The following is a 17,901-nucleotide window of genomic DNA, read 5'->3' on the forward strand; positions in this document are numbered from 1 at the left end:
GTATAAGTCATTCATAAATGATATCGATTTCTTCGATTGTACATCGTACAACATAAGAAGGCTATCATACAGTATTCCTTATTTTAGACGAAAATGCAAGGCTTTCAAACAGGGGCTGACTAATTCTTGTCGACACCAAAACCAAAGACATCCCTCGGCAATCGCTACCGAGGGATTTGTCTTACATATTTCTGCGGTATTGACCGCCTACTTCATACAGAGCAGCACTGATTTGTCCAAGCGATGCTACTTTTACCGTCTCCATCAGCTCAGCAAAGATGTTCTCTCCCGCCATGGCCACTTCCTGCAGGCGCCGCAGCGCAGTCGCAGACACATCCTTGTGGCGCTCCTGGAATGCACGGAGATTTATGATTTGCTGTTCTTTTTCCTCTTCGGTTGCCCGAGCCAATTCAATCTCGTAATCGTCCTCAGATGCATTCGGATTGATGAACGTGTTCACCCCAATAATTGGCAGCTCGCCTGTATGCTTTTTCATCTCGTAATACATGGACTCGTCTTGAATTTTGCCGCGCTGGTATTGAGTCTCCATCGCTCCCAGCACGCCTCCGCGAGAACTGATCCGCTCGAACTCTTGCATAACTGCCTCTTCTACCAGATCAGTCAACTCGTCGATGATGAATGCCCCTTGAAGCGGGTTCTCATTTTTCGCGAGTCCCATTTCCTTGTTGATGATCATCTGAATCGCCATCGCGCGCCGCACAGAATTCTCTGTCGGGGTCGTAATCGCCTCGTCGTATGCATTCGTGTGAAGTGAATTACAGTTGTCGTAAATGGCAATCAAGGCCTGCAAGGTCGTTCTGATATCGTTGAAATCCATCTCCTGCGCGTGCAAGGAACGGCCGGATGTCTGGATGTGGTACTTCAGCTTTTGGCTGCGGTCATTTGCACCATAACGATTCTTCATCACGGTTGCCCAAATCCGGCGAGCCACACGTCCAATCACGGTGTATTCCGGATCGAGACCATTGGAGAAGAAGAAAGACAAGTTCGGCGCAAAGTCATCGATGTTCATGCCACGGCTTAAATAGTACTCGACGTAGGTAAATCCGTTAGACAGCGTAAACGCAAGCTGCGTAATCGGATTCGCCCCCGCCTCCGCAATATGATAGCCGGAAATGGACACAGAGTAGTAGTTCCGCACTTTCTGATCGATAAAATACTGCTGGATATCCCCCATCATCCGCAAGGCAAATTCTGTCGAGAAGATACACGTGTTTTGCCCCTGATCCTCTTTCAAAATATCCGCCTGAACGGTTCCGCGAACGGTCGACAGCGTGTACGCCCTGATTTGCTTCGCTTCGTCCTCGGTAGGCTGGCGCCCTTCTTTTTGGACAAAAGCATCTAGCTGCTGCTCAATCGCCGTATTCATGAACATGGCCAAAATCATGGGCGCAGGACCGTTGATCGTCATGGACACAGAAGTGCTAGGTGCACATAGATCAAAGCCGGCGTACAGCTTTTTCATGTCATCCAGGGTGCAAATGCTAACCCCACTCGTACCGATCTTCCCGTAAATGTCCGGGCGGTAGTCAGGGTCCTCACCATACAGCGTAACCGAGTCAAAAGCCGTACTGAGTCGCTTCGCATCATCATTTTGAGACAGGAAGTGAAAGCGTTTGTTCGTCCGCTCTGGAGTACCTTCGCCCGCAAATTGTCGCTTAGGGTCCTCTCCCTCACGTTTAAACGGAAATACTCCTGCGGTATAAGGGAATTCACCTGGTACGTTTTCTTTTAACGACCACTTTAAAATTTCGCCCCAATCCTCGTAATCAGGGACGGCTACTTTTGAAATGCGTGTACCAGACAACGATACACTGAAAAGCTTGGTAATCAATTCCTTGTCGCGAATTTTCGTGACGAATTGATCCTTCCGATACGCTTCCTTCAGCTTAGGCCAATTTTCGAGAATACGTCGGCACTCCGGATGTAGCTTTTCTTCAAAAAGAACGATTTGCTTATCGAGCACCGCTGCCAGCTCGGTAGCCGCAGAATCTCCCGAGGCAAGTACCGTCTCCTTTGCGCCCTGCAACTGGAACAGCTTGCGGGCAATCAACGACTGCTCTTCGGCATAGGCACGGTATTGGCGGACGGTGTTGGCAATGTCTTGCAAATAATTGATTCTCTCTGTCGGAATCAACGAAGTTTTATGAATGTTAACAGGAGTCGTATCCAGATGCTCCACAGGCCAGTCAACGCCAGTCTTTTCTACCATTCGATGCATCAAGGCAGCAAATAACACATTCGTTCCCGGATCGTTAAACTGGCTCGCAATCGTACCATACACAGGAACCTTTTCATCCGGCAGCTCAAAAAGCTGATGATTGCGTCGATATTGCTTGCGAACCTCGCGAAGAGCGTCCTCCGAGCCTTTGCGCTCAAATTTATTGATCGCGATCACATCAGCAAAGTCCAGCATATCAATCTTTTCCAACTGGGATGGTGCCCCGAATTCACTGGTCATGACGTACATGGAGACGTCGCACACTTCTGTGACCTGCGCATCCCCCTGACCAATCCCGCTCGTTTCCACAATAATCAGATCAAAATGGGCAGAACGGGTTACTTGAATCGCGTCTTTTAATGCAGCAGACAGCTCCATGCCTGATTTGCGGGTGGCGAGACTGCGCATGTATACGCGCGGTGTCGAATTCGCATTCATACGGATACGGTCACCTAGTAACGCTCCACCTGATTTTTGCTTGGATGGATCGACAGACAAGATCGCAACCGTCTTCTCGGGATAAGTGCGAATAAATCGACGAACAAGCTCATCAGTTAATGAGCTTTTTCCTGCTCCACCCGTGCCTGTGATCCCTAATACCGGAATGGTTGAATCAGCTTCCACTAAAATTTCCCGGAGAGGTTCTGTCCATACGGGTTGGTCCACTGCATACTCAGCAACGGAAATAAGCCGGGCAATCGCCTGATGGTTTTGCTCGCGCAAGCCTGCTACTTCTTCCTCCAGTTGCTTAACGGTTGGAAAATCGCTATGTCTGATCATGTCGTTGATCATGCCTTGCAAGCCCAATCGTCTGCCATCATCTGGCGAGTAAATTTTACAGACTCCGTACTCTTCCAATTCCCGAATCTCGCGTGGAACGATAACGCCGCCACCGCCGCCAAAAACACGGATATGCTCTGCTCCCCGCTCGCGTAATAGATCAATTACGTATTTGAAATACTCCACATGACCGCCTTGGTAGGAACTGATGGCAATCCCTTGCACATCCTCCTGGACAGCGGCTGTTACAATATCGTCAACAGAGCGGTTGTGTCCGAGATGGATGACCTCTACTCCCGACGATTGTAAAATACGGCGCATGATATTAATCGAGGCATCGTGACCATCATACAGACTGGCTGCGGTCACAAAGCGAACCTTGTTTTGCGGACGATACACTTCCGTTTCCATCGTTCCACTCTCCTTTTCATAAGTTTAAAAAGGCGGAAAAACAGAGCCAAGCAGATCAAGGCGCGGTAGACGCGAGGTATGCTTGGCACTCTTTGTTTCCCAGACTTTTCAAACTTTCTTCTTAATCGGAGACACTGATTTCGCGAAGCAACAGGGCAATTTGCTTCTCTGTGTACTCCTCAATGGTATAGTGCTTTTTCAATGCCCAGCGGCGGAAGACCCACATTTCGCCCAGCACCATGATATTGTCGGCCATCAGCTTGACGTTCTTTTCGTCAATGCGCAGCGAACCATCGGCAATCCCTTTTTCCAGAATTTCGACGAAAATGTGCGAAATCGCTTCTTCACGCCCCAACACGTAGCGGAGTGTTTCTTTTGGCAATGATTTGGCTTCCTGATAAATAAGCAAAACGCGGTCGCTCATCTGATCCATTACGCGGATCAGGCTCTTTAGTGCGACCTTTAATGTTTTCAAGCCAGTTCCGTTGAAATTGATCGCCTCACGCAAGCGCGTCTCCATCTCCGCATGAATGGCATCGCAAACAAGATAAAGCACGTCTTCTTTTGACTCGATATACTCGTACAACGTACCAATACTAAATCCAGACGCCCGGGCAATCTCCCTTGTCGTCGTTTTATGAAAACCTTTATTAATGAAGAGATGAACGGCAGCCTCAATAATCTGCTCTCGTCTTCTCTCGATCAGTTTTGGGTCCTTTACCAGGGACGGTATCGTTTTTCTCTTGTCAGACACTCCAAAATCCACCTTTCCAACCGACTGAGCGTTTGGTCAGACGCCTCATAGAAAAGAAGGCGCAAACACTCTACTTTTGTATCATTCGCAGATCATTATACGCGAGTAAGAGCACAAAGCCAAACTTTTCTTTTCTATGAGTGTAATTGTGTTGGAAGACGGGACAGCTTCCTACTCTTTTAGCAGGAAATTGCTGATCACGACACGTTGGATTTCATTTGTTCCTTCATAGATTTGTGTAATTTTGGCATCACGCATGAAGCGCTCCACAGGATACTCCCGTGTGTAGCCATAACCACCGAAAACTTGAACAGCCTCAGTTGTTACTTCCATTGCTGTATCTCCTGCAAATACTTTGGACATCGCAGATGCTTTGCCATATGGAAGACCTTGATCCTCCAACCACGCTGCTTGGTAAGTGAGCAAACGGGATGCCTCGATCTTGGTAGCCATGTCTGCCAATTTGAACTGGATTGCCTGCAAGGAAGCGATTGGTTTGCCAAACTGGCTGCGTTCTTTGGCATAATTCCGTGCATGCTCGTACGCACCTTGTGCAATTCCCAATGCTTGAGCGGCGATACCGTTTCTTCCTCCGTCCAATGTCATCATCGCGATCTTGAACCCTTGTCCTTCTTCGCCCAGCCTATTTTCTACCGGCACGCGCACATCTTCAAAATTGACCGCAAGTGTTGGCGAGGAACGGATACCCAGCTTTTTCTCCTTTTTCCCCATCGTGAAGCCGTCCGTGCCTTTTTCAACGATGAAAGCCGTAATGCCTTTGTGCTTCAGCTCTGGTTGGGTGACCGCGAATACGATGTAGATTTCTGCTTCGCCTGCATTGGTAATGAAAATTTTGGTGCCATTTAAAATGTAGTGATCGCCATCGCGTACGGCTGTCGTGCGCATTCCTGCAGAATCAGAGCCAGATCCCGCCTCGGTCAAACAGTACGCCCCCATCTTCTTGCCTTCTGCCAATGGACGCAAAAACTTTTGCTTTTGCTCCTCTGTCCCGAATTTGTAAATCGGCCAGCTCGCCAAGGAAACATGTGCGGACAGTGTCACACCGATGGAGGCATCCACACGGGAGAGTTCTTCCACTGCAATGACGTAGCTCAGGTAATCTGCACCTGCTCCGCCGTATTGTTCCGGCCAAGGAATGCCTGTCAGTCCAAGCTCAGCCATTTGCTCAAAAATAGAACGATCAAAGCACTCTTCTTCATCGCGCTCGGCTGCTGTCGGAGCTACTTGATTCTCTGCAAAGTCGCGAATCATTTTGCGCATCATGTCATGTTCTTCGGTCAGTTGGAAATTCATATGAATCACTCCCCCATGTGTTTTTCATCTTTCTATGAATCAGCAAGCAAATGCTTAGCGATAACGATTCGCTGAATTTCGTTGGTGCCCTCATAGATTTGCGTTACTTTCGCATCCCGGAATAGACGCTCAACCGGATATTCTCTGGTGTAGCCATAGCCGCCAAAGATTTGCACGGCTTCTGTGGCGAGCTCCATCGCTGAGTCTGTGGCAAAGCGTTTTGCCATCGAGGCTTCCATTCCACAAGCGATTCCTTGACTGCGCAGCCACGCCGCTCGGTATACCAGCAACCGGGCTACTTCTGCTTTCGTCGCCATATCAGCCAGCTTGAAGGCGATGGCTTGCTGCTTGCCAATCGATTGTCCGAACTGCTTGCGTTCCCGCGCATACTCTGTCGCGTACTGGACTGCGGCCTCGGCAATACCAAGGGCTTGTGCAGCAATCCCGATTCGTCCGGAATCCAGATTCGCCATCGCGATACAGAAGCCTTCCCCTTCCTGCCCCAGCAGGTTGGCAGCCGGTACACGCGCGTTGTCGAATACGAGCTCTGTCGTGTAGGAACCGTGTAGTCCCATCTTCTTTTCCTTTTTCCCAACCATGAAGCCCGGTGTATCCTTGTCTACGATAAAGGCCGATATTCCCTTGGTTCCCTTTGTAGAGTCAGTTACGGCAAACGCGATATACGTATCTGCTTCTCCGCCGTTCGTGATGAACACTTTGTTTCCGTTTAGGATGTACTCGTCGCCTTTTTTCACGGCTGTGGTTCGTATACTGCTCGCATCAGAACCTGCATGCGGCTCTGTCAAGGCAAAAGCCCCGAGGTATTCCCCACTTGCAAGCTTCGTCACGTATTTGCGTTTTTGCTCCTCGGTACCGAAGTAGAGAATCGGGTTCGTCCCGACGGAGGTATGCACGGACAAAATGACGCCTACTGTCGCACTCACCTTGGAAATCTCGTGAATGGCCAAAATGTAGGAAATAAAGTCCGCTCCTGCTCCTCCCCACTCTTCGGCGATCGGAATGCCCATGAGCCCCATCTCGCCCATCTTTTTCAGGATCTGACGCGGGAACTGGTCCGTCTCTTCCATCACCGGGACGAAAGGGGCGATCTCTTTCTGGGCAAAGTCTCGCACCATGCGGCGCATCATCTCTTGCTCTTCGTTCAATCGGAAATCCATGTCCGTCCTACCTTTCTGCGAAAAGTCCTCTCTAGCAAAAGTTCAAAAAGTCGTCATTTCAGCACCGAGAAAGTGGCGAGAACCTGAAGAAGGAGGAGCGGAATGTAGAGAACTACATGAGCACCGGACTTCGAAGGTGTACGCCACTTTCGACGTCGCATACGCTTTCAGTACTACTTCGTGATCAAAAGATGACTTTTTGAACTACCTTGCCTAGTTGTACACGTAGAAACCACGACCGGATTTTTTGCCTAGCCAACCTGCTTTGACGTACTTGCGCAGCAATGGGCATGGGCGGTATTTCGAATCACCGAACCCTTCGTGCAGTACCTCCATAATGTAGAGGCAAGTGTCCAGCCCGATGAAATCGGCCAACTGAAGCGGCCCCATCGGATGGTTCATGCCCAGCTTCATGACTTCATCAATCGCTTCCGGTGTTGCAACTCCTTCGTACACGCAATAAATCGCTTCATTCAGCATTGGCATCAGTACCCGATTGGACACAAAACCAGGGAAATCGTTTACGCTCACGGGTACCTTGCTCATTTGTTTGGACAAATCTTCTGTCAACTGATAGACCTCATCGGATGTTTGCAGCCCACGAATGATCTCAACCAGCTTCATTACGGGAACGGGGTTCATAAAATGCATCCCGATCACTTTTTCCGGACGCTTCGTAACTGCGGCAATCTCTGTAATTGGCAGGGAGGATGTATTGCTCGCGAGCACCGTATGCGGCGGACATACCTCATCCAGTTTGGAAAAGATTTGCGTTTTGACCGCCATGTTTTCTGTCACTGCTTCTACCACAAAATCTGCATCAGACGCATCTGCCAGATCAGTAGACAGTGTCAAACGACCGAGAATCGTTTCTTTTTCCGCTTCGCTGAGCTTGCCTTTTTCCACGTTGCGCGACAAGTTTTTCGTAATCGTAGCCAGGCCGCGTTCCACAAATGCTTGCTGGACGTCGTTTAAATAAACGCGAAAGCCAGCCTGCGCCGCTACTTGGGCAATTCCGCTGCCCATCTGTCCTGCTCCGATGACCATAATCGTTTGTACGTTCATGCAAAAAGGCCTCCCTTACTCTACTTTAATCAAGATAGCGTCACCCTGTGCGGCACCACTGCAAATTGCCGCGATCCCTAAGCCGCCGCCTCGTCTTTTCAATTCATAGGCGAGGTGCATAATGATCCGAGCGCCACTCGCGCCAATCGGGTGTCCGAACGCAATCGCTCCCCCGTTTACATTCACTTTCTCTGCGTCCCAGCCAACGATTTTGCCACTGGTCAAAATCACTGCGGCAAATGCTTCGTTTACCTCAAATAGATCGATCTCCGAAAGCGAGACACCTGTCTTTTCCAAGAGCTTGTTGATCGCAAGCCCCGGAGTTGTCGCGATATAAGGAGCCTCTGCGCCGACCGCGGCGTGTCCCAGTATCGTCGCAAGCGGCTTGATCCCCAACTGTTGTGCTTTCGCGTCTGACATCAGCACCATTGCTGCCGCTCCGTCGTTGATTCCCGGCGCATTGCCTGCCGTGATTGTTCCGTCCTTTTTGTACACGGGTGGCAGCTTCGCCAATCCTTCCTCGGTGGTATCCGGACGTGGTCCTTCATCGACGGTTACTTGCAGTGGCTCCCCTTTTCTTTGCGGAATGGAAACCGAGACGAGCTCGTCGGCAAAAAGTCCTTTTTCCATCGCTTGTGCGGCTCTCTGCTGGCTGCGCAGCGCCCACGCATCCTGCTCTTCTCGCGTAATCCCGTTCTCTTCCGCCACATTGCTGCCATGAACAGCCATCGCCACTTGATGAAACGGGCAAGTGAGGCCGTCGTACATCATGAGATCGCGAACGGTCGAATCTCCCATCCGCATTCCGTTACGTGCATCCGGCAATGCATACGGTGCGTTGCTCATGCTCTCCATGCCGCCCGCGACGATGATTTCTCCGTCCCCTGCGCGAATGATCTGATCCCCCATCGTCACTGCACGCATCCCGGACGCACATACTTTGTTGATCGTCTCACTCGCTACATTCCACGGCAAACCAGCCTTGCGAGCCGCCTGGCGTGAGGGCACCTGACCCGCGCCTGCCTGCAAAACCATACCCATGATCACTTCGTCCACCTGATCGCCGGAAATGCCAGCGCGTTCTACTGCTTCCTTGATTACAATGGAGCCGAGTTCCACTGCCGATAGCGCTTTCAAAGCTCCGCCAAACTTACCAAACGGGGTACGCGCTGCCCCTACAATGACCGTTTTCATCGAATGACCTCCATTCGGATGATATTTCACATCAACAAAAACTAAATTGATCGAGCGTTCGTTCATTTTGCATACTTTTATTTTGCCGTCTTCCGTACGAATAGTCAATCAATAATGAAAAAAAGAAGGCGTCCAAAAAGTCGAGTTTTGATTGACTTCCTGGAGCCTCTTTATTCAACTATCGTTGGCAAGCCTTCTTACTGGCTTTTTTACGTTTACTCTGGGGGTGCTTCATCGTACATTTTTTTGTTGATGATTTGGATTCTGTCTGCATTTCTGACTTTTCCCGCAGGAAGCTTCTCGTCCGCTGCATAAATATAGACGAGGTTATCTGCCGCTTCATAATAAATAACATACTCCTCCCTGAGATCGCTCCACCCTTGCTCTGAAGGTTTGCCCACTTTCTTGATGATCGATCCCAGATTCATTTCGCTCAGATGTTGCGCTGCTAACTCGATCCCGTATACACGATCCTTCCCGTCGAAGAGGACAGATCCGCCTTTCAGCTTTTCAAAATCGTGATAGATCCCACCATTCCAGAAATCCTCTTTGGTGACTTTTCCATAAAGGGAAATGACCTCTTCCTTTTTCATGCCGATTGCGATAGGAAAGCCGTTTATCTCGTTCTTTTCAAGAGACTTCAGAAATTTTTCATCGAGAATGACCTTAGGCTCTGCTTCCGCTTGTTTTTGCTCTACAACTGGCGGCTGTGTAGGCTCGGTAGCTGCACTCGAACTAGAGGAGTAGCAACCTCCGACAATTAAGCCTGCTGCAACCGCAATGGTGATCCCTGTGATTCTTCGTTTCAACTGTATCCACTCCTATTGTCCTTTTACGTGTCTTCACAACACATCTAGCCTCTATTATTGCAAAGCTCTCCAACCGACTTTCCAGATTCCCTTTTTGTTTTTCTCCATGCGATAGCCGAACTTCTCACTGTTGTCCTTAAACGAAATCCAGACAACCGCTTCCTTTGCAGAGATATTCTCAATCGACATGCTGCTTCCTTGCTCAAGCAATTTGTTTAAATGCCTCGCACTATTTCGTGCGCCTATCGGATCTTTCTTTATTTCCTCCAAAAACTGCTCAAGTGTGGGCTTTTCGACTCCATCATCGTTATTGTGCAAGGCGTACATGATTTCAAGCTCATCATCTTTCTGTGCTTGCACGTAAAGCTTCAAAATATCAATCGGAGACAGCCCACGCCATAACTCATCATTTTTCTCTTCCATTTCCATATAAGCAAAATAACGCTGCTCCTTTTCATCGTCTTTTAAATCAAATAGGGTTGAGGGGTCCGGTGTATCGTTGTACTCTTCGTTGGAATTTGAGGTCCCTTTCGAGATGCTTTCAGAATAGGTCCCGGATCTGTTTAAGCCAAAGCTATGAATCTCTTTACCTTGAACATAGCTTAAGCCATAGCCATTGACCTTTTTATCCCTCCAAAAAATCAACAGTTCCAAACCCAAGTCTCTATTCAGCAAACCTTCTTTCTCTTCCAATACCCAGTCCTCTTTTCGCTGGTACCCTTCTTTTGCAAAAATGTTGTAGCCCCAGTACTCATCCGAGTAATCGTCCCCGCTTCCGCCATACTCGTCGATAACGATATGAGGAAACTGCAGCTTTTCTTTGACTTGATCTTGTGTCATGCCAACATGCAAGATTCCGAAAATCTTCTCTGCTGTTTCCTTAATCTTCTGATCGTCTAACGCACGGGCATCTGAGTTGGCAGCCGGCTTTTGATTCATACTTGGCTGGGCAGAAGTTTCCTGAATAGATGTTCCCTTCTCAGGGAGTATACTCGTACCTTCCTTTTGCAACCAGTAAGGGGTAGCGACAAGTACAACTGCGACAACCGCAGCACCGAGCGGGTAGGTGAATGGAAACCTTTTTTTGCGTTTTTCCTTGATACTTATCCGAATCTGCTCCTCCAGCTTTGACGTATCATTTATTTCACGCAGCAGAGTCTGATCTGCCGTTTCCTTGAACTCCGCCAGCAATTTGTCCAGGTTCATTCGATCCCCTCCGTTTCCATCAGCGCTTTGAGCTTTTGACGTGCACGGTGCATTTTTGTGTAGACCGCTCCTGTAGTCATTTCCAAAATGACCGCAATTTCCTCTACGGACAATTCCTCGTAGTAGTGGAGAACAATCATCTGGCGATAGCTGTTCGGCAGCTCCATGACCAGACGGGCAAAACGGGTACGAAGGTCATTTTGCAAAACGGCCGACTCTGCCCCCTCGACTACCTCTATGTCCACCTCCGATTTGAAAAACAAGTGACGGAACGACCACGAACGTAGATGTTTTTTCGCTTCGTTGACGGCAATGCGGTACACCCATGTTTGCATCGAGCTTTCTTGGCGGAATTTCCCCAAGTTTTTGTAAGCCAACAGGAACACTTCCTGCGTAATATCCTCAGCAAGACTGCGATCCTTGACCATCAAATACACCAGTCGCAGCACCTTTTTCAAATAGTGCCGAATCAATTCATCAAATAATGCTTCTTTTGTTTTCGTTAAACTTTTCTCTGCAAGCTCCAGCTTCCTCACTCCCTTCCCACTCTTTTTGATTCATCTGGCTCCATTATCTTACAGTTTTTTTGCAAAAAAATAATGCGCAAGCCTCGTCGCTTGATTAGCACCGAGACTTGCGCATGGTATGAACCTAGATGGCGTCTGCGAGAATTTCCGCGACGTCGCGTGTTTTGACGTGATCTTCCTGCTCTTTGGTCTTGATTCCGTCGTTCATCATCGTCAGGCAGTATGGGCATGCACTGGCAATTTCCGTCGGCTTGACCTCCAGAGCTTGCTCCGTGCGTGTGACGTTGACACGAGAGCCCTCATGCTCCTCCATCCACATCAAGCCGCCGCCCGCTCCGCAGCACATACTGTCGCAGCCGCTTCGCTTCATTTCGACTACCTCTACGCCAGGAATGGCTTCGAGGATCACGCGTGGCTTGTCGTAAATTTCGTTGTAGCGGCCCAAGTAGCAGGAATCGTGGTAGGTGATGCGCTCTTTGACTTCCTTGGTTGGCTTCAATTTGCCATCCTTCACCCACTCTGCCAACAGTTCGGAGTGGTGGTACACCTCTGCATTCAACCCAAACTCCGGGTACTCGTTTTTAAACGTATTGAAAGCATGCGGGTCGCAGGTAACGATTTTTTTGACTTCATACGCTTCAAACAAGGCGATATTTTCTTGGGCGAGCTGCTGGAACAAGAACTCGTTCCCAATGCGGCGAGCCGTATCGCCAGAGTTCTTTTCCTCGTTGCCCAGAATGGCGAACTTCACGCCTGCTTCGTGCATGAGCTTTACAAATGCCTGCGAAATTTTTTGGCTGCGCAAGTCAAACGATCCCATCGAGCCTACCCAGAACAAGTACTCGAATTCCTCGACCTGCTTCACAGTTGGCACCTCGTACTCACCATTCAGCCCTTCAATCCATTTTGTCCGGTCTTTGCGGTTGATTCCCCACGGGTTACCCTGACGCTCGATATTGTTCAAGGCACGCTGCGCTTCTGCTGGCATGCTTCCTTCTGTCATGACCAGGTATCGGCGCATATCGATGATTTTATCTACATGCTCGTTCATCACCGGGCATTGGTCTTCACAGTTGCGACAGGTCGTACAAGCCCACAGCTCCTGCTCAGTAATGACATCGCCGATCAAGCTTTTCTCATAGACCGTGGTTGCTCCTTCCGCCGTCGCCGCTACTTCAGATGCTTGGAACGCAATCTGGTTGGCAGTCGTCTGCGAAAAAGCGAAGCTCGGCATCCATGGCGTACGCGATGTCACCGACGCACCTTTTTCGGTCAAATGGTCGCGCATTTTCGTAATCAGATCCATTGGGGAGAGCATTTTTCCCGTTCCCGAGGCCGGGCACATATTCGTGCAGCGGCCGCACTCCACACAAGCGTACAGGTCGATGAGCTGCGTTTGCGTAAAATCCTCGATTTTGCCGACACCGAATTCTTCCTGCGTCTCGTCCTCGAAGTTAATGCTGGTCAGCTTGCCTGGCGGGTCCAGCTTTTTGAACCACACGTTGACAGGTGCAAACAACAAATGCGCGTGCTTGGACTGCGGCACATACACCGCAAAGCCGAGCAAGATGATCAGATGCAGCCACCAGAAAACATAAAAGCCTACCGCTGCACCCGTTGGCCCTACCCCAATCGCAGAGAAGACAATCGCGAAAACTGATGAGATCGGAGCGAACGCCGATGGATCATGTCCGAGCCAAATTTGTTCAAAAGCAAGCGAGAGCAACACAGTCGCCATCAGGGAGGAAATCAGCAAGAGTACCAGCCCCGATTTGAAGCCTCGCTTCAGACGCTTGAGCTTTTCGATATAGCGGCGGTAAAAAGCGTAGCCGACCGCAGCCAAGATGAGAAACGTGGTGATCTCCTGCATGACGGAGAAGTACTTGTGAGCGCTACCAAAAGGAAGCTCATAGCCTTTCGAAAGCCCTTTGATAATCAGCTCGATGGCTCCGAATTGCAGGGTGATAAAGCCGTAAAACATCACGACGTGCATCACGCCGCTCTTCTTGTCCTTCAGCAGCTTCTTGTGGAAAATGACGTTGTCCAGCATCAGATTGATGCGTGCCCCAAAGTCATTTTTCACATCCGGCTTTTTCCCCAGCTTGATAAACAAGTATCTGCTGTACACGACATGCCCGGCTAAATATAGCCCGTAAGCGAGAACCAGGAAAAAGGCGATCAAATTAATAAGTGCCAGCATGTTTTCTACTCCCCTCTATTGCGAGTTTTTTCTTTGGACGTGGAAATCGTTTTTTCTATCTTATCAGAATCATGGAAATAAATGAATGAGTATTCAGTCAGTCTGTTTATTTTTTTCGAAAAATGAAACGATACTGAGCGACCGCTCATAATGGGCACAACTCGATATTATCACACAAGTTGCAAATCATCCATCCTCTTCGAAGAGTTGGAAATATTCTTTCGAAAAAAAGAAACAGCTACCTTCCTACGGGTAGCTGTTGATCATGCTTATTTGCCTGAAGCTTCCTTCGTCTCGGCAGTGGTCTGTTCTTTCTTGGCCTTTTGCTCTGAACGTACATCTGCGAGTGATTTGACCTTGGTTGCTTTGATGCGCTTGTTGCGCGGCAGATCAGTCGGCTCCAGATTGTCTACCTCGTCTTGCATGAGTGCTGCGATGCCAACTGCTTTGCCTTTTGCAGCCTTGCAGTATTCGCAGTTTTCCTCGTCGTGCTCGTGGTATTGCTTCGGCTCTGGATAGGACGTGATAACGCCTTCAAAATTACGCAGCACAACTTTATCAGATGCTTGCGAAATGATGTAGTTCGGGCTGACAGGAATTTTGCCTCCGCCATGCGGAGCGTCTACTACAAAGGTTGGTACTGCATAGCCGGAAGTATGGCCGCGCAGGTGCTCAATGATTTCGATCCCTTTGCTGACAGGCGCGCGGAAGTGGCCGATTCCCTCTGACAGGTCGCATTGATAGATGTAATACGGGCGAACGCGGATTTTCACCAGGTCCTGCACCAGCTTTTTCATCGTATTCGCACAATCGTTGATACCGGCCAAAATAACTGCCTGGTTGCCGAGCGGAACACCAGCATTGGCGAGCATCTCGCAAGCCAGCTTCGCTTCCGGTGTAATTTCTTTTGGATGGTTGAAATGTGTATTGAGCCAAACTGGATGGTACTTTTTCAGGATATTGCACAGGTTTTCGGTAATGCGCTGCGGGAATACAACGGGAGCACGCGTACCGATCCGAATAATTTCAACATGCGGGATGTCGCGCAGGCTGCTGATGATGTACTCCAGTACGCGGTCGTTGATCAACAGACCGTCTCCACCGGAGAGCAGTACATCGCGGACTTCTGGTCTTGAGCGAATGTAATCGATACAGGCATCCAGCTGTTTCTTTGGCACGCCCATGCCGATCTGACCGGAGAAGCGACGGCGCGTACAGTAACGGCAATACATGGAGCATTGGTTCGTCACCAGGAAAAGCACGCGATCTGGATAACGATGCGTCAGACCAGGTACAGGAGAATCCGTATCCTCGTGGAGTGGGTCTTCCATGTCGTATTTGGTTCGAACCATCTCAGAGGACAACGGTACAGACTGCATGCGAACCGGATCGCTTGGATCGTCTGGGTCCATCAGGTGAGCATAGTACGGAGTGATGTTGAGTGGAATCGTTTGCGTAGAAATACGTACGCCCTCTTCCTCTTCCGGTGTCAGGTTGATTACCTGCTTCAAATCATCGACCGTCTTGATGGTGTGCGTAAGCTGCCACATCCAGTCATTCCATTGCTCATCCGTGACATCCTTCCAAAGTTCTATCGAACGCCAATCGCGTTTTGTCGCTACTGTCATGTGCATCCCGTCTCCTCTCGTCTTATGGTGAACCTCTTCGTTTCACTCAACCAACAAGAGATGCAAGTGCCATGCCAACAAATCAAAAGATTTAGAAAATAAGGAATAGAGCGTTTCGTGAGCGCTTCCTTCCCTTTTGAACCTTCATAAGTCTGCCGAATTTTCGGCACTCAACAGGGAGGGATCATCCGCTGCGAGAGCTTGTATTGCAGCGTCTGTCTTGGGATGCCCAAGAGTTTGGCGGCACGAAGTACATTGCCGTCCGTTTGCTGCATCGCATCTCTGATCACCTTTCCCTCTACCTCACGCAAAATTTCTGGCAGCGTACAGCCTTCCTTAGACAGGAGTTGAGACGAAATGGGCGCTTCATTTTTCTCAGACTGCGAGCGTTCCAGCAAGTGTGCCGGGAGATGATCCAGCAAAATGATGTCCGACTCCACCATATTCATGGCTGCTTCTATGACATGTTCCAGTTCACGTACGTTGCCCGGCCAATCATACGCAGCAAACAAACGTGCCACTTCACTGCTGATTCCACGCACATTCATACCGAAGATCCGGTTGAACTTTTGCAAGAAATGATCGATCAGCATATCCACATCTTCTCTGCGCTCACGCAATGGAGGCAGTTCAAAAGAGACGACGTTGATCCGGTAGTACAGGTCGGTTCGCATGATTCCTCGCTCCACGAGTGAGTACGGTGCTTCGTTGACTGCGGCGATTACCCGTACGTCCACTTTGGTCGATTGGCTCCCGCCGATCCGTCTGATCTGCCCGTCCTGGAGGACTCGCAGTAGCTTTGCTTGCAAATCGAGCGGCATACTGTTCAGTTCATCCAGAAATAGAGTACCTCCATCCGCCAGCTCGAATAACCCTGGCCGATCATCGGCTCCCGTGAAGCTTCCTTTTGTCGTGCCAAACAGCAAGCTTTCGAGCAGCGCAGCCGGCAGCGCGGCACAGTTTTGCGCGATGAACGGCTTACTGCTGCGGACAGACGCGTGGTGAATAGATTGGACAAACAGTTCTTTTCCCGTCCCGGTTTCGCCGTATATCAACACGGGAGAGGTTGTCCGCGCAGCTTTTCGAGCGCGTTCTTTGAGGCGCTTCATTTTTTCACTCATCGTCAAAATATCTTCGAAATGGAAAGTCGTTTCATCCACCGGGCGTTTTGTTCGCTTCGGCTTGCTAATCTTGGCCTGAAGATCGACCAAGCGCTCCGACAGTTCTTTTAGCTTGCCGATATCCTTCGCCACCTCGACTGCCCCGACTAACCGTTTGCCTACTCTCACTGGAAGTGTCGTGTTGATTGTCTCCACACGCATTCCCTTCCAGTTCTTATATGTCTGTGTCTGGTTGTAAATTGATTCGCCACTATCGATAACACGAAGCAGAGTACTCGACTGCCGATCAAGTGAAGGAAAAACCTCCAACAATGGCTTCCCCAACACCTCTTCTGAGGTCAGTCCATCGAGCTTGGCTGCGACGTGATTGTAGAAAATCGTAATGCCATTTGCGTCCACAACGTGAATTCCTTCATCGATAGCACCCAAGATCGCCTGCAACATTTCTACCGTATCTGACAACGGCATCCTGGCTTTCACTCCTTCCTTCCATCCATGCTGCCAAAAAATCATCACTTCGCCGAATATTCGGCACTTTTACGAGATTATCGATTACGCCCTACCTGAATGGCAAGCATTCCGGTATACAGTAAATGTCCCAATACCCAGATGAAAAACGCCGTCAAACTCATCGCGGATTGACTCAACAGGCTAAATGGGAAAAACGCAATAGAAAAACCGAGCATCCAGTACAGCAAGTATCGTACCGATCGGGCTTTTCGTTCCCGCGGGTAAAAGTGCATGAGAAAAAAGGCGACGATCACACTAATCAGCAGATGAATCAATAGTTCTACTATAGAGGGCAGGTTTTCCATGCCCGGTACATAGCTGACATCAATTAAAACGGGAAAGGTATTGGTATCAAACAAGCCATCTCCGAGCGCCAAAAAAGCAGCAAGACCCAGACCGGCTATTAGTCCATTTGCGAGTACAAACATGCTGTATCCCCCTTTCACTTCAGCCGCAAGTAATCCTATTGTACGTGCAAAAAACCGCCCTTGCAAAGGGCGGCTTATTTTCCTAGCTCTATTTTCAGCTCATGCTCACCAGCGTACTGCTCATTCATCCATAGCTGGTACGCGATTTCTACCTGTACAGGAACCTCTGCTTCATAGCGAATTCGCAGCTTGTTCGTATGCGTCTCCATGGCAAACGGACCATACGGACTTTGATAGGTAGAATGGGTGCTGGCTCCTTTTTCGAATTGCTGTCTGGTTGAAACTCCGCCCTGACGAACCAGCGTAATGGAGGTATCTGTCAGCTTCAGTGTCGTGCTTACTTCGCCTACGCCCTCCATCTGCTCTTTGTAGGTCAAGTACCACGCGGATGCTTTTTGTACGCGCTTGCCTTCATAGCTGTGGGCCGTTTCTTCCCAGTTGCCTTCGACATGATGCCGTGCCGTCAATTTTACTTGTATGTCTTGCATACTGCTTCCACACTCCACTTTCTTTCGCTTCCCATTTATCCCTACA

The 17,901-nt window shown here is 49.4% G+C and carries 14 protein-coding genes; all 14 read right to left on the minus strand.

Going from position 1 to position 17,901, the window contains the following annotated elements; all coding sequences use genetic code 11:
- Window positions 1–181: 181 nt before the first annotated feature.
- The gene (icmF, locus tag AB432_RS28245; RefSeq protein WP_048035118.1) at window positions 182–3,433 is read right to left on the minus strand and encodes a fused isobutyryl-CoA mutase/GTPase IcmF; all 3,252 of its coding nucleotides are present in this window, start codon (window positions 3,431–3,433) and stop codon (window positions 182–184) included.
- A 121-nt stretch (window positions 3,434–3,554) separates the two neighbouring features.
- The gene (locus AB432_RS28250) at window positions 3,555–4,187 is read right to left on the minus strand and encodes a TetR/AcrR family transcriptional regulator (protein WP_007725542.1); all 633 of its coding nucleotides are present in this window, start codon (window positions 4,185–4,187) and stop codon (window positions 3,555–3,557) included.
- Between the two features lie 171 nt (window positions 4,188–4,358).
- Complete coding sequence (locus tag AB432_RS28255) at window positions 4,359–5,501, minus strand: acyl-CoA dehydrogenase (RefSeq protein WP_048035119.1); 1,143 nt, start codon at window positions 5,499–5,501, stop codon at window positions 4,359–4,361.
- Window positions 5,502–5,533: 32 nt separating this feature from the next.
- Window positions 5,534–6,679, minus strand: a complete 1,146-nt coding sequence (locus tag AB432_RS28260; RefSeq protein WP_048035120.1) for an acyl-CoA dehydrogenase — start codon at window positions 6,677–6,679, stop codon at window positions 5,534–5,536.
- 213 nt (window positions 6,680–6,892) lie between these two features.
- Complete coding sequence (locus tag AB432_RS28265; RefSeq protein WP_048035121.1) at window positions 6,893–7,744, minus strand: 3-hydroxybutyryl-CoA dehydrogenase; 852 nt, start codon at window positions 7,742–7,744, stop codon at window positions 6,893–6,895.
- Between the two features lie 15 nt (window positions 7,745–7,759).
- Window positions 7,760–8,938, minus strand: coding sequence for an acetyl-CoA C-acetyltransferase (locus AB432_RS28270; protein ID WP_048035122.1), 1,179 nt, complete (start codon window positions 8,936–8,938; stop codon window positions 7,760–7,762).
- 215 nt (window positions 8,939–9,153) lie between these two features.
- On the minus strand, window positions 9,154–9,747 hold the full coding sequence (locus AB432_RS28275) for a hypothetical protein (RefSeq protein ID WP_053079645.1): 594 nt from the start codon (window positions 9,745–9,747) through the stop codon (window positions 9,154–9,156).
- A gap of 54 nt (window positions 9,748–9,801) precedes the next feature.
- The gene (locus AB432_RS28280) at window positions 9,802–10,953 is read right to left on the minus strand and encodes a hypothetical protein (protein ID WP_048035123.1); all 1,152 of its coding nucleotides are present in this window, start codon (window positions 10,951–10,953) and stop codon (window positions 9,802–9,804) included.
- The gene (locus AB432_RS28285) at window positions 10,950–11,489 is read right to left on the minus strand and encodes a sigma-70 family RNA polymerase sigma factor (RefSeq protein ID WP_048035124.1); all 540 of its coding nucleotides are present in this window, start codon (window positions 11,487–11,489) and stop codon (window positions 10,950–10,952) included. The genes AB432_RS28280 and AB432_RS28285 overlap by 4 nt, the downstream gene beginning before the upstream one ends.
- 115 nt (window positions 11,490–11,604) lie before the next feature.
- Entirely contained in the window at window positions 11,605–13,680 is a 2,076-nt protein-coding gene (locus tag AB432_RS28290) for a heterodisulfide reductase-related iron-sulfur binding cluster (RefSeq protein WP_048035125.1), read from the minus strand.
- Window positions 13,681–13,949: 269 nt separating this feature from the next.
- Window positions 13,950–15,314 (minus strand): lysine 2,3-aminomutase, encoded by a 1,365-nt coding sequence (gene ablA / locus AB432_RS28295; RefSeq protein ID WP_048035126.1) that lies wholly within the window; start codon window positions 15,312–15,314, stop codon window positions 13,950–13,952.
- Between the two features lie 164 nt (window positions 15,315–15,478).
- Window positions 15,479–16,897, minus strand: a complete 1,419-nt coding sequence (locus AB432_RS28300) for a sigma-54 interaction domain-containing protein (protein WP_048035127.1) — start codon at window positions 16,895–16,897, stop codon at window positions 15,479–15,481.
- A gap of 77 nt (window positions 16,898–16,974) precedes the next feature.
- The gene (locus AB432_RS28305; protein ID WP_048035128.1) at window positions 16,975–17,367 is read right to left on the minus strand and encodes a membrane protein; all 393 of its coding nucleotides are present in this window, start codon (window positions 17,365–17,367) and stop codon (window positions 16,975–16,977) included.
- A 74-nt stretch (window positions 17,368–17,441) separates the two neighbouring features.
- Window positions 17,442–17,855 carry a YwiB family protein gene (locus AB432_RS28310; RefSeq protein WP_048035129.1) on the minus strand — a complete coding sequence of 138 codons (414 nt, stop codon included), beginning with the start codon at window positions 17,853–17,855 and terminating at the stop codon, window positions 17,442–17,444.
- Window positions 17,856–17,901: the final 46 nt, after the last annotated feature.

This window comes from Brevibacillus brevis (assembly GCF_001039275.2).
In the GTDB taxonomy this organism is placed as follows: domain Bacteria; phylum Bacillota; class Bacilli; order Brevibacillales; family Brevibacillaceae; genus Brevibacillus; species Brevibacillus brevis_C.

What these genes read in the sequence shown, in the direction of transcription:
- icmF (WP_048035118.1), bottom strand. Translation starts at nt 3,433, where the DNA reads ATGGAAACGGAAGTGTATCGTCCGCAAAACAAGGTTCGCTTTGTGACC.
- AB432_RS28255 (WP_048035119.1), bottom strand. Translation starts at nt 5,501, where the DNA reads ATGAATTTCCAACTGACCGAAGAACATGACATGATGCGCAAAATGATT.
- AB432_RS28260 (WP_048035120.1), bottom strand. Translation starts at nt 6,679, where the DNA reads ATGGATTTCCGATTGAACGAAGAGCAAGAGATGATGCGCCGCATGGTG.
- AB432_RS28265 (WP_048035121.1), bottom strand. Translation starts at nt 7,744, where the DNA reads ATGAACGTACAAACGATTATGGTCATCGGAGCAGGACAGATGGGCAGC.
- AB432_RS28270 (WP_048035122.1), bottom strand. Translation starts at nt 8,938, where the DNA reads ATGAAAACGGTCATTGTAGGGGCAGCGCGTACCCCGTTTGGTAAGTTT.
- AB432_RS28280 (WP_048035123.1), bottom strand. Translation starts at nt 10,953, where the DNA reads ATGAACCTGGACAAATTGCTGGCGGAGTTCAAGGAAACGGCAGATCAG.
- AB432_RS28290 (WP_048035125.1), bottom strand. Translation starts at nt 13,680, where the DNA reads ATGCTGGCACTTATTAATTTGATCGCCTTTTTCCTGGTTCTCGCTTAC.
- ablA (WP_048035126.1), bottom strand. Translation starts at nt 15,314, where the DNA reads ATGCACATGACAGTAGCGACAAAACGCGATTGGCGTTCGATAGAACTT.
- AB432_RS28300 (WP_048035127.1), bottom strand. Translation starts at nt 16,897, where the DNA reads ATGCCGTTGTCAGATACGGTAGAAATGTTGCAGGCGATCTTGGGTGCT.
- AB432_RS28305 (WP_048035128.1), bottom strand. Translation starts at nt 17,367, where the DNA reads ATGTTTGTACTCGCAAATGGACTAATAGCCGGTCTGGGTCTTGCTGCT.
- AB432_RS28310 (WP_048035129.1), bottom strand. Translation starts at nt 17,855, where the DNA reads ATGCAAGACATACAAGTAAAATTGACGGCACGGCATCATGTCGAAGGC.